This window comes from Mesorhizobium sp. P170090 (assembly GCF_057786115.1).
In genome coordinates this window covers 4,726,640-4,739,258 of the sequence record NZ_JBYNWH010000001.1, presented here as the reverse complement: position 1 = coordinate 4,739,258, position 12,619 = coordinate 4,726,640, and the positions used below count along the sequence as shown (strand labels likewise).

10 protein-coding genes are annotated in these 12,619 nt (G+C 63.4%); all 10 read left to right on the top strand.

All coding sequences use genetic code 11. The features are described from left to right. The first annotated feature begins 14 nt into the window (after positions 1 to 14). The 10 genes from oiaX to AC3EML_RS22985 all read left to right on the top strand — a co-directional run bounded on the left by oiaX (position 15) and on the right by AC3EML_RS22985 (position 12,534). Positions 15 to 1,265, top strand: a complete 1,251-nt coding sequence (oiaX, locus tag AC3EML_RS23030) for a 3-oxo-isoapionate-4-phosphate decarboxylase OiaX (RefSeq protein ID WP_023688192.1) — start codon at positions 15 to 17, stop codon at positions 1,263 to 1,265. Between the two features lie 4 nt (positions 1,266 to 1,269). Continuing rightward, positions 1,270 to 2,604 (top strand): four-carbon acid sugar kinase family protein, encoded by a 1,335-nt coding sequence (locus AC3EML_RS23025; protein ID WP_023815457.1) that lies wholly within the window; start codon positions 1,270 to 1,272, stop codon positions 2,602 to 2,604. A gap of 235 nt (positions 2,605 to 2,839) precedes the next feature. Then, positions 2,840 to 4,357: an FGGY-family carbohydrate kinase gene (locus AC3EML_RS23020; protein ID WP_352520567.1), complete on the top strand. Its 1,518-nt coding sequence runs from the start codon at positions 2,840 to 2,842 to the stop codon at positions 4,355 to 4,357. Further along, the gene (locus tag AC3EML_RS23015; RefSeq protein WP_023672603.1) at positions 4,354 to 5,130 is read left to right on the top strand and encodes a DeoR/GlpR family DNA-binding transcription regulator; all 777 of its coding nucleotides are present in this window, start codon (positions 4,354 to 4,356) and stop codon (positions 5,128 to 5,130) included. Before AC3EML_RS23020 ends, AC3EML_RS23015 begins: the two co-directional genes overlap by 4 nt. Then, positions 5,127 to 6,839 carry a glycerol-3-phosphate dehydrogenase/oxidase gene (locus AC3EML_RS23010; protein ID WP_488505320.1) on the top strand — a complete coding sequence of 571 codons (1,713 nt, stop codon included), beginning with the start codon at positions 5,127 to 5,129 and terminating at the stop codon, positions 6,837 to 6,839. The genes AC3EML_RS23015 and AC3EML_RS23010 overlap by 4 nt, the downstream gene beginning before the upstream one ends. Positions 6,840 to 7,164: 325 nt before the next feature. Further along, positions 7,165 to 8,178, top strand: a complete 1,014-nt coding sequence (locus tag AC3EML_RS23005) for a sugar-binding transcriptional regulator (RefSeq protein ID WP_023672601.1) — start codon at positions 7,165 to 7,167, stop codon at positions 8,176 to 8,178. 33 nt (positions 8,179 to 8,211) lie between these two features. After that, positions 8,212 to 8,859, top strand: coding sequence for a DUF2291 family protein (locus AC3EML_RS23000; RefSeq protein WP_023672600.1), 648 nt, complete (start codon positions 8,212 to 8,214; stop codon positions 8,857 to 8,859). Continuing rightward, complete coding sequence (locus AC3EML_RS22995) at positions 8,856 to 10,394, top strand: sugar ABC transporter ATP-binding protein (protein ID WP_023818099.1); 1,539 nt, start codon at positions 8,856 to 8,858, stop codon at positions 10,392 to 10,394. Before AC3EML_RS23000 ends, AC3EML_RS22995 begins: the two co-directional genes overlap by 4 nt. Before the next feature lie 25 nt (positions 10,395 to 10,419). Next, on the top strand, positions 10,420 to 11,553 hold the full coding sequence (locus tag AC3EML_RS22990; protein WP_352520496.1) for an ABC transporter permease: 1,134 nt from the start codon (positions 10,420 to 10,422) through the stop codon (positions 11,551 to 11,553). A 39-nt stretch (positions 11,554 to 11,592) separates the two neighbouring features. After that, positions 11,593 to 12,534, top strand: a complete 942-nt coding sequence (locus AC3EML_RS22985) for a D-ribose ABC transporter substrate-binding protein (protein ID WP_081725422.1) — start codon at positions 11,593 to 11,595, stop codon at positions 12,532 to 12,534. The last annotated feature ends 85 nt before the right edge of the window (positions 12,535 to 12,619 follow it).

Genomic DNA, 12,619 nt, shown 5'->3' with positions numbered 1-12,619 from the left:
TCAGACAACGAACCATGATCACGTTCACCTACCGCATCGAGACATCAGGCAGCATCGAGAGGCTGGCAGCCAAGATCGCCAGCGACCAGTCGACTGGAACCTTCGTCGCGCTGCCCGGCGAGACCGAGGAACTGAAAGCCCGGGTGGCCGCGCGTGTCCTGGCCATTCGGCACCTGCCGGACGCACTTCGCCCCTCCATTCCCGAGGCCGGTAACGGGCCGTTCAAGCGCGCGGATGTCGACATCGCCTTTCCATTCGATGCCATCGGCCACGACCTGTCGGCTCTGATGACCATTGCCATCGGCGGCGCCTATTCGATCAAGGGCCTGTCCGGCATTCGCGTTGTCGACATGAAGCTGCCGGAGCAATTCCGCGGCGCGCATCCAGGTCCGCAATTCGGCGTCGCCGGCAGCCGCAGGCTGACAGGTGTCACGGATCGGCCGATCATCGGCACCATCGTCAAGCCGGCGCTGGGGCTGCGGCCCCCCGAGACCGCCGCGATGGTGGGCGAGCTGATCGCCGCCGGTGTCGATTTCATCAAGGACGATGAGAAGCTGATGAGCCCAGCCTATTCGCCGCTGGCGGAGCGGGTAAAGGCAATCATGCCGCTGATCCTCGACCACGAGCAGAGGACCGGCAAGAAGGTGATGTATGCCTTCGGCATCTCGCATGCCGACCCGGACGAGATGATGCGCAAACACGATCTGGTGGCCAAGGCCGGCGGCAATTGCGCGGTGGTCAACATCAACTCCGTCGGTTTCGGTGGCCTGGCCTTCTTGAGAAAACGCTCCAGCCTGGTGCTTCACGCTCATCGCAACGGCTGGGACATCCTCACCCGCCATCCCGGCCTCGGTATGAACTTCAAGGTCTGGCAACAGTTCTGGCGGCTGCTCGGCGTCGACCAGTTCCAGATCAACGGCATCCAATCGAAATACTGGGAGCCGGACGCGTCTTTCGTCGAGTCCTTCAAGGCGGTGACGACGCCGATTTTTGCGCCTGAGGATTGCGCCTTGCCTGTGGCGGGCTCCGGCCAATGGGGCGGGCAAGCACCCGAGACCTATGAACGGACCGGCCGGACGGTCGATCTGCTCTATCTGTGCGGCGGCGGCATCGTCAGCCATCCGGATGGACCGGGCGCCGGGGTGCGTGCCGTGCAGCAAGCCTGGCAGGCGGCGGTCGACGGCATTCCGCTGGCGGATTTCGCCTTGAGCCATCCGGAGCTGGCGCGGTCGATCGAAAAATTCGGCGACGGCAAAGCGGCCTGAAGCAATGCAAGACCTGCTTCTCAGCTATTATGGCGACGACCTCACCGGCTCGACCGACGTCATGGAAGCGCTCGAACTCGGCGGCGTGCCGACCGTGCTGTTCATGCGCCAGCCGGACGCGGCCATGCTTGCGCAGTTCAGCCACTGCCGCGCCATTGGATTGGCCGGCACCAGCCGCAGCGAGACGCCACAATGGATGGACACGCATCTGAGCGATGCCTTCGCTTGGCTGAAGACGCTGAATGCCGCGATCTGTCACTACAAGGTCTGCTCGACCTTCGATTCCAGTCCGACGATCGGCAGCATCGGTCGCGCCATCGAGATCGGCCGCTCGGTTTTCGCTCAGGACAGCGTGCCGCTGCTGGTTGGGGCGCCGCAGCTCAAGCGTTACACCGCCTTCGGTCATTTGTTCGCGGCCTATCGTGAAAAGTATTTCCGCATCGACCGCCATCCGGTGATGAGCCGCCACCCGACGACGCCGATGGATGAATCCGACCTGCTGATCCATCTGTCGCGGCAGACGGAGCTCACATCGGGGCTGGTCGATCTCGCGACGTTGCAGTCGGTGTCGCGCTCGGAAGCCTTCGACCGCTTGCTCGCTGAGGGCACCGACATCGTACTTGTCGATGTCGACAGCCTCGAGACGCAGGCGCTTGCCGGCAAGGGGATATGGCGCGCCCGCAAGCCGGGCGGTTCGTTCGTCGTCGGCTCGTCCGGGATCGAATATGCGCTGCTGGCCGAATGGGTGTCGAGTGGGACAGTCAGAGCTGAGCCAGGATTTTCGCCGCCAGGTGCCGCCGACCGGATCGCGGTCGTCTCGGGCAGTTGTTCGCCGACGACCGAACGACAGATCCGGCACGCTTTGACCGACGGCTTCGATGGCATCGAGGTCGATCCCGTCGAACTGATCTCCGAAGCTTCCGGAGATGCGATCGCACGCGCGACGGCAGCCGGTCGCGCCAGTCTGGAAGCCGGGCGCAGCGTCGTTCTCTACACGGCCCTTGGACCCGCGGCCGATAGGGGGGGCGAAATCGACCGCCAGGAAGGCGCCCGCCACAAGCTCGGGCGGGGCCTCGGCGAACTGCTTCGCGCGCTGACCATCGAGCAGAAGTTGCAGCGCGTGGTCGTTGCCGGCGGCGATACGTCGAGCCACGCGCTCGGCCAGATGGGTGTCGATGCGCTGACCGTGCGGATGCCGTTGCCGGCGTCGCCGGGCTCGCCGCTTTGCGTCGCTCACTCGCGCGTCAAGGCGATCGATGGGCTGGAGGTGGCACTCAAGGGCGGGCAGGTTGGAACCGACCGCTATTTCAGCGCCATCCGTGACGGCCTTAGCAGCTGATTACGCGTCGCCTGGCAACGGCGAGATCCATTCATGCCCTCTAACGGCGCCGTAGCGGTTTTTGTCGCGCATGTTGACGTTAAATTCACATAAAGATATGGGTGTTTTGTCCGGGCAAGGTACTTTTGCCATTTATCCGCCTTGCTCTATCGGGGTTGTCGCCATGTGTTTCGCCCTTGCATCAGACTGCAGGATCGCCCTGTAGCAATCGCCAATGCTGAAAGAGGCGGTGATCATGCCCAGCCTGCTCGGAATCGATAACGGCCTCACGGTCACCAAGGCGGTCATCTTCGATGCCGACGGCACGCAATTGTCCGTGGCGCGTCGCCGGGTGCCGCAATCGATGCCCCACGCGCGCTGGGTGGAGCGCGACGTGTCAGGCCTGTGGCAAGCAACAGCCGACGCCATCAAGGAGGCGATCGCGCTCTCCGGCAGGCCGGCGGAAGACATCAAGGCGGTGGCGGCGACCGCGCATGGCGATGGTCTCTATCTGCTCGATCATGATCGTCAGCCTTTGGGACCAGGCATCCTGTCGCTCGACAGCCGCGCCGGCGACATTGTCGACAGGTGGTCCGCCGGTACCGTTTTCACCGATGCGCTGGCGACGACGGGCCAGACGCCGCATGTTTCGGCGCCGTCGGCGCTGCTGGCGTGGCTCAAGCAGAACGATCCTGATCGCTATGGCCGCATCGGCCATGTGCTGGCCTGCAAGGACTGGCTGCGCTTTTGCCTGACCGGCACGATCGGGACCGACCGCACGGAGGCCAGCACTTCATTCACGGATTTTCGCACGCAAGCCTATGCGCCTGAAGCGCTGCGCATCTTCGGGTTGGAGGATCTGTTCAACGCGCTGCCGCCGGTGGCGCATTCCGCTGACATCGCCGGTCAAGTCACAGCCGATGCCGCCGAAAGGACCGGCCTTCGCAAGGGAACACCGGTCGCCTGCGGCCTGCACGACGTGGCCGCATCGGCGCTTGGCATGGGCGGCCATGAAGACGGCGTGCTCGCCATCGTCGCCGGCACCTATTCCATCAATGAAGTCGTCTCTTCGCAACCGCGCGTCGACCGGCGTTGGTTCTGCCGCAACGCCATCGACGCGGGCCGTTGGAACAACATGTCGATCTCGCCGGCCTCGACCGCGAACTACGACTGGTTTCTCGACACGTTTTGCCGCGCGGAGCAGGACAGGACGGATGGCGGCTCCCTCCACGAATTGCTGGCGGGAGAGATCGACGCGGCGTTGAAGAAGCCTTCGACCATCCTGTTTCATCCCTATCTGTTCGGCTCTCCCTATGGCGATTTGGCCAGCGGCAGCTTTGTCGGCCTGCATGGCTGGCACAATCGCGGCGACATGCTGAAGGCGGTTCTGGAAGGCATCGCCTTCAATCACCGCACCCATGTCGAGGCTTTGCGCGAAGGCTTTGCTATCAGCGAGATCCGCCTGACCGGCGGCGGCTCGCGTAATCCTGCCTTCGTGCAGATGTTTGCCGACGTGCTGAACGCCCCGGTCACCGTCACCTCGACGGATGAGACCGCGGCCCTCGGTGCCGCGCTTTGCGCAGGTGCCGCGGTCGGGATCTTCGCGACGCCGCAACAGGGCGCCAGGCAGGTCGGGATGACGGAGCGGACGTATCAACCCGTGCCCGCCTCCAGTGCTGTGTTCAATGAGCGGTTTTCGCTCTACTGCCGCATAGCCGAGCAGCTGAAGTCGCATTGGCCTGATATCGAAAGGCTGGCGGGGGTAAACGCATGATCAAGGCCGACGAACGACGCGAAGAGATCGCCGATTATGTGATCAAGCTCGGCCAGGTGCGCATCGATGATCTGGTCGAGCATTTCGGCGTGTCGCGCATGACCATCCACCGGCATATCGACCGGCTGGCGCAGCAGGGCGTGCTGCGCAAGCTGCACGGTGCGGTGACGGTCCAGCCTTCCGGCCTCTACGAGAGCGCTTTCCGCTACCGGGTGACCGTCAATCGAGCCGAGAAGGATGCACTGGCGCGGGCGGCACTGGATTATATCGAGGCCGGCCAGGTGGTGATGCTGGACGATTCATCGACGGCAAACGCGGTCGCGACGCTGCTGCTCGACGTCAAGCCGCTGACCGTCATTTCCAACAGCGTTTCGACGGCGGGCCAATTGATCAATGTGGACGATATCGATTTCATCTGCCTCGGCGGCCAGTATCATCCCACTTACAATGCCTATATCGGCATTGTCTGCGAGAACGCCGTGGCGCAGTTGCGCGCCAATGTGCTGATCTGTTCGGCTTCGGCCGTCACCGGAACCACTGCTTTCATCCAGGATCCGAATGTCGTGCGGGTCAAGCAGGCGATGATGACCGCCTCCGTGAAGCGCATCCTTTTGGTCGACCACGCAAAATTCGACCGGATCGCGCTGCATGTCTTCGACGATCTGACCAGTTTCGACGCCGTGCTGGTGACCGAGGGCCTGGGCGATGCGCAGGCGCAGAGCCTCGAACGGGCGGGGGTGAAGTTGCGCATCGTCAAGACGAAGGCGCCATGAACCCAGCAGATGGAGCCGGGGCGGACAATCCCGCAGGGCGTCTCGCCGCGATGGCCGGGACCGGCGAAGTCGACGTCGTCATTCTTGGCGCCGGCATCAACGGGGCTGGGCTGTTTCGCGATCTGTGCGCGCAAGGTGTCAGCTGCCTGATCGTCGAAAAGGCGGATTTCGGCTCGGGCACCAGTGCCGCGCCGTCGAGGCTCATCCACGGCGGCTTGAAATATCTCGAGACCGGCGAGTTCGGGCTGGTGGCGCAGTCGACGCTCGAACGCAATCTGCTTCTTCAAAACGCGCCGCACTATGTCAGCCCGCTGCCGACCGTCATCCCGATCTTCTCGTGGAGCAAGGGCATGCTCGCGGCGTTGCGAACGCTGTTCGGCTCGACCAGCGCGCCGCGCAGCCGCGGCGCCATACTGATCAAGATCGGCTTGATGATCTACGATTTCTACGGTTCACGAAACCAGGTCATGCCGCGCCACCGCATGGTCGGGCGGCGGCAGGCGCTTGTTGAGATGCCGGCGCTCAATCCGGCGGTCGTCGCCACCGGCACCTACTACGACGCCAAGATAAGTCACCCGGAAAGGCTGGTGCTGGAACTGATCCTCGACGGCTTGCAGGCTCACGCGGCGTCTGCCGGTGCCAACTACACGACACTGGCGGCTTCAGCCAATGGCGTGCTCACCTTCCAGCCGGAAAACGGCGCGGCCTTTTCGGTGCGGCCGAAGCTGGTGGTGAACGCCGCCGGTCCGTGGATCGACGACGTCAACGCGCTGCTTGGTGCTCCATCGAAGATGATCGGCGGCACCAAGGGCTCGCATATCCTTTTAAGGCATGACGAACTGGTCAAAAGCCTCGCCGGGCGCATGCTCTATTTCGAGGCCGATGACGGCCGCATCTGCCTGGTCTACGACTATCTCGGCCTGGCGCTGGTCGGCTCGACCGACATCAAGGCCGACAATCCGGACGCGGTCCGCTGCGAACCCGAAGAAGTCGACTATCTGCTCGACAGCGTGCGAACGCTGCTGCCGGGCATGGCGTTCGAGCGCGACCAGATCGTCTACGCCTATAGCGGCATCCGGCCGCTGCCGACGTCTGAAGCAGCGACGCCCGGACTGATCAGCCGCGATCATTCGGCGCCCGTTGCCGAGCCGGACGGCAACAGGCCCTTTGCAGTCATTTCGCTGGTCGGCGGCAAATGGACGACGTTCCGCGGCTTTGCCGAGGAAGTCACTGATACCGTACTCAAGCGCTTGCAGCGCAGCCGCAAGATGTCGACTCAGTCGATGCCGATCGGCGGTGGGCGGGATTTTCCGGCCAATGCCGCCGCGCGCGCGGACTGGCTGGCTGAGGCACAGCAGGCAACGGGCGCCGGGGAAGGGCGCCTTGATCAATTGCTGTCGCGCTACGGGACCAGAGCCGTTGAGATCGCCAGGCACGGGTCGGATGATGAGGGTTGCCTGCCGGACTCCGGCGGCTACGGCAAGGCGGAAATCGACTACATCGCGCGCAACGAGTTCGTCGAACATCTGGCCGATGTCGTTATGCGCCGCAGCACGTTGGCGATAGGCGGCTCGCTGACGAGCCGCGACCTGCAGGAGATTGCCGCGATCGCGGGGCGGGCGTTGGGGTGGAGCACCGAGCGCCTCACGCGGGAGGTCGAAGCCGCTGTTGTCGAGCTCGAAGGCAGGAACCTGATGCGGCTGGACTGATCGCTTGATCGCCGACGCCTAGCTTTTCCTGAGGCAATCCGATCGATTTGCCCTTGTTGCGCCCTGTGCATCAACCTTCCCATTTTGCACCCGGATTGGGATTTGCCGGCGCCTACGGGCTCATGCCGTCACTGGATCCGGTAACACAAATTGACGTTAAATTAACACTACCGTATGGTCATATTGTATGCTTACCTTCTAATAGGCTCGCGTTGGCTGCCGAACGTCGGCTGAGGCAACCATCTGCGGAGGGATTGACAGCGGTGCAAAGGTATGAAAATTTTTGCACACAAAGATAATATTATCACCCTGGGGAGGGGATGGCTTGAATTCCGGCGGAAGCGCAAACCGCGACCATGAATCCAGCCTCGCCACGCGCGCGGCCTGGCTGCACTATGCCGGTGGTCTGACCCAGGCCCAGGTGGCCAAGCGGCTTGGCCTGACCAGCCTCAAGGCGCATAGGCTGATCACCAAGGCCAACCAGGAAGGTCTGGTCAGGGTCTTCATCGACGGCGACGTCGCCGAATGCGTCGACCTGGAACAGCGCCTGATCGCCGCCTATGGGCTCCACTATTGCGAGGTGGTTCCCGATCTCGATCAGGACGAACTGCCGCTCAAGGGGCTGGGCATTGCCGGCGCCCAGTTCCTGAAGCGCGAAATCGATCGCGGCGAAGACATGCTGATCGGCGTCGGCCATGGCCGCACGCTTGCCGCCAGCGTCGAATATCTGACGCGCGCAACTGCTGCTCACATCCGTTTCGTCTCGCTGCTTGGCGGCGTGACGCGCAAATTCGCCGCCAACCCGCACGACGTCATGCATCGCCTGGCAGAGCGGACCGGCGCGCAGGCTTTCGTCATGCCGGTGCCTTTTGTCGCCAATACCGCCGAGGACCGCGAAGTGCTGCTTGGCCAGCGCGGCATCAGCGATGTGTTCGCTCTCGCCAGCCGGTCCGACCTGATGTTCGTCGGAATAGGCACGGCCGAGCGGGAGGCGTCGCTGGTCGCCACCGGCATGATCGAGCCTTCCGAAATCGACGAGGTCAAGCGTGACGGCGGCGTTGGTGAATTGCTGGCGCATTTCTTCGACGACAAGGGGCGTCCGGTCGAAACGGCGCTGTCGGAAAGAATACTGGCGCTTCCGCGCGATCAGTTGAAGGGCCGCAGGATCGTTGCCGTCGCCGGCGGCAAGGTGAAGGTGCGCGCCATCAAGGCAGTACTCGAAAGCCGTTATCTCAGCGGCCTGATCACCGACGAATGCACGGCCCGCGCGCTGGTCGAGCTCGACGATGCAGCCGGGACCGCGAAGCGCTGCGTGAACGGAGGAACTTCGAATGCGTGACAACGGACAATCCGCACCGCTGGTGGTTGCATCATGAGCGCGAAGGCCACCGCCCGGCAAGCTTCGCCCGGCCTGCGCCGGGTGCTTGCCGGCGCTGCGGTTGTGGTTCTGCTCGGCGCCATGGCGCTCGATACCAAGGTGATCAAGATCGGCTCTGCCGGCGATGTTCGCAACGCGGTGTTTTCGGCCGCCGACTACGGCAAGTCTGAATTTCCCAAGGTGCAGGCCGATGTCGAAGCGCGTGCCGCCGACGCCGCAACGGTGGCGACGGCGATCGCCAAGGACAGGGCGACGGCCGAAAAGGAATATGGCGTGCCGGCGGGAGTCGGACCGGTCATCTCGGTCAAGTTCACCGGCGTCGTCGGCGAGGGAAAATCGGGCATCTACAAGGTCGCGGTCGACGGTTTGCCGGACACGTTGACCGTCCGCGTACAGACTGGGCCGGCGATCAACGGCACCGAGCTTCGCGACGCCACCGGCAAGATCACCTTTGGTCAGTTCACCAACCAGATCGAGTATCAGGACGCCGGCTCGGCGCTGAACAACGAGATGAAGAAGGAGGTGCTGGCGAAAGTCGATACCAGTGACTTGACCGGCAAGACAATAGCGGTGGTCGGCGTCTTCAAGCTGGTCAATCCGAAGAGCTGGCTGGTCACGCCGGTGAGGCTGGACGTCAAATGACAATGGCTGCCGGCACAGAACCCGCGACTGGCGATGCCGTGCTTTCGGCGCGCAATGTCGTCATGTCGTATGGCGGCGTCCACGCGCTCAAGGGCGTCAACTTCGACATCCATCGCGGCAAGGTCACCACCCTGTTCGGAGAGAATGGCGCCGGCAAGTCGACGCTGATGAAGATCCTGTCCGGCGTGGTCACGCCGACATCCGGCGACATCGTGCTCGACGGCAATCTCGTCAGCTTTTCCTCGTCTTCGGACGCGCGCGACCGCGGCATTTCGATCATCCACCAGGAGCTCAGCCTGGCGCCGAATCTGAGCGTTCGCGACAACATCTTCATGGGCCGCGAACTGCGCACCAGAACCGGCCTCGACTTCGCCGAGGAGTCGCGCCAAGCGCGGGCGCTGATGGCCGACCTCGAAGAAGACATCGATCCGATGACCTTGGTGGAGGACCTGCGCCTGGGGCAGCAGCAGATCGTCGAGATCGCACGCGCGCTATCGGTCGACAGCCGCATCCTGATTATGGACGAGCCGACCTCCGCGCTGAGCGCCACGGAGGTCGAAGTGCTGTTCAAGGTGATCCGCGATCTGACCAGCCGCGGTGTCTCCATCGTCTACATCTCGCATCACCTCGAAGAGGCGCTGCAGATCACCGACTACGCCGTCGTGCTGCGTGACGGGGCGATCACGGCGACGGCCGAAGCCAAGGACATCGACCTCGAATGGATCGTCCGCAACATGGTGGGTGAGAATTTCGACCTCGGCTCGCCGCCGACCGGCCATGCGTTTGGTGAGGTCGCGCTGTCGATCGAGGATGTCAGCGTCACCGACGCTTCGGGTTCAGGCTACGTCGTCGATCATCTGTCGCTGGATGTCAAAGCGGGCGAGATCGTCTGCATCTATGGGCTGATGGGCGCGGGCCGCACGGAATTGCTGGAGGCCGTCGCCGGCCGTGTGCCCATGGCGGGCGGGCGGGCGCTGCTGGAGGGTGAGGACGTTTCGGGGCTGACCATTGCCCAGCGCATCGCCCGAGGTCTGGTTCTGGTCCCCGAGGATCGCCAGCGCGACGGCCTGGTTCAGACCATGACCGTCGGCCGCAATCTGTCGCTTGCCAGCATCGAGGCGTTCGCGAAAGGCCTGTTCCTCTCCCGGCCGAGGGAACGCGCACTGATCGACGATTCGATCCGCAAGGTGACCATCAAGACCGCGGGCGGCAACGCCATGATCGGATCGCTGTCGGGCGGCAACCAGCAGAAGGTCGTCATCGGCAAGATGCTGACGACAGATCCCAAGGTCATCCTTCTCGACGAGCCGAGCCGCGGCATCGATGTCGGCGCCAAGGCCGAAGTCTTTCGCTTGCTCAGCGAGCGTGCCGCGCAAGGCCTGGCGGTCGTCTTCTCGACCTCGGAGGTCAATGAGTGCCTCAGCATCGCCCATCGCATCGTCGTGATGCGGCGCGGCAAGATTTCAGCCGAATTCGGCGCCAACGCCACCAAAGAGCAGATCATGGCCGCCTCCGGCGAAGCCGTGGTCGCCTGACCATAGAATTTCGGAGCCCCGACCCATGAGCGATGTCAGCCAGGCCAGCAAACAGTCCAGCCCCAATGCGGGCGGCGAGGGCTTCGACGTGGCCAAGCTGCTGCTCGAAGGCCGGGCCTTCTTTGCCCTGATCGTCATCATTGTCGTCTTCTCGATCCTGTCGCCCTATTACCTCTCGGTGGCGAATTTCCTGACCATGGCCTCGCATGTCGCCATCTTCGGGATTCTCGCCGTCGGCATGCTGCTGGTCATCCTCAATGGCGGCATCGACCTGTCGGTGGGGTCGACGCTCGGGCTTGCCGGCGTCGTCGCTGGGTTTCTGATGCAGGGCGTGACGCTGACCTGGCTGGGCGTCGTTCTCTACCCGCCGGTCTGGATGGTCGCGGTGCTGGCCTGCATGCTGGGTGCGGCCGTCGGGCTTATCAACGGCGTGCTGATCGCGCGGTTCAAGGTTCCGGCCTTCGTCGCCACGCTCGGCGTCATGTACATGGCGCGCGGCCTGGCACTGCTGATGACCAGCGGCCTGACCTACAACAATCTCGGCGGCAAGCCGGAGTTGGGCAACACCGGTTTCGATGCTCTCGGCTTCAACCGCCTGTTCGGCGTGCCGACCGGCGTGGTGGTGCTGGCGGTTATCGCGCTGATCGGCAGCATCGTCCTGAACCGCACCGCCTTTGGACGCTGGCTCTACGCCTCGGGCGGCAATGAGCGCGCCGCCGAACTCTCCGGCGTTCCGGTCAAGACCGTGCAGATTTCGGTCTATGTGCTGTCGGGCATCTGCGCCGCCATTGCCGGCCTGATCCTGTCCTCGCAGCTGACCTCGGCCGGGCCGACCGCCGGCACCACCTACGAACTGACGGCCATCGCCGCCGTGGTCATCGGCGGCGCCGCACTCACCGGCGGGCGCGGCAACATTCGTGGCACCCTGCTCGGAGCCTTCGTCATCGGCTTCCTGTCCGACGGTCTGGTGATCATCGGCATCTCATCCTACTGGCAGACAGTGTTCACCGGCGCCGTCATCGTGCTCGCCGTGCTCCTCAATGCCGTTCAGTATCGCCGCCGTAGCAAGCTTCCAGCTTCGACGGGCGGCCAACCGACTTCTCAGAAACGGGGGAAGGCCGAACCGGCCAATCCTGCCGAAGGGAAGACTGCCAGCTGACTGGCAGCAAGACCGCGTAAAATCATTGGAGGAATGTACATGAAAATCGTGCTTAGAAGTTTGCTTGCCGCCGCGATGGTGGTCGGGTTTAGCGCAGCCGCATCGGCCGCAGGCCTGATCTCGATCATCGTCAACGATCCGGCCAACCCCTACTGGCTGACCGAAGGCAACGTCGCCAAAGCCGAAGCCGAAAAGCTTGGCTATACAGCCAACGTCGCCGCCCACAAGGGCGACACCAATACCGAAAGCAATCTGATCGACACCGCCATCACCAACAAGTCGGTGGCGATCATCCTCGACCCGGCCAATGCCGATGGTTCGGTTGGCGCGGTGAAGAAGGCAATTGCCGCCAACATCCCGGTTTTCCTCGTCAATGCCGAGATCAACCAGGAAGGCCTTGCCAAGGGACAGCTCGTCTCCAACAACGCGCAGGGTGCAGCCCTCGGTGCCCAGCAGTGGGTGCAGGCGGTCGGTGAAAAGGGCAAGTATGTCGAACTGCTCGGCGCCCCGTCGGACAACAACGCCGCCACGCGCTCGAACGGCTACGCGACCGTGCTGAGCCAGTATCCGGATCTCGAAAAGGCCGCTTCGCAGGTCGCCAACTGGGATCGTACCCAGGGACACGACAAGATGCAGAGCATGCTGCAGGCCAATCCCGACATCATCGCGGTGATCAGCGGCAACGACGAAATGGCGCTTGGCGCGGTTGCGGCGCTGAAGGAAGCCGGCAAGCTCGCCGGCATCAAGGTCGGCGGCTTTGACGGCTCCCCGGATGCGGTTGCGGCCATCAAGTCCGGCGAACTGCAGTACACCGTGCTTCAGCCGGTGGCCATCTTCTCGGCCAAGGCCGTGCAGCAGGCCGACTCGTTCATCAAGTCGGGCGCTACTGGCGCCACCAGCGAGAAGCAGCTGTTCGATTGCCTGCTCATCACCAAGGACAATGTGGACAAGTACACCGCACCCTTCGTGCTGTCGGAATAAAACGTGCTCAGGGGGTGTCCTTTGCGGACACTCCCTGGCTCTTCCACGGCTCCAGACAATAAAGACTGCTCCTTGTGAATTGCCT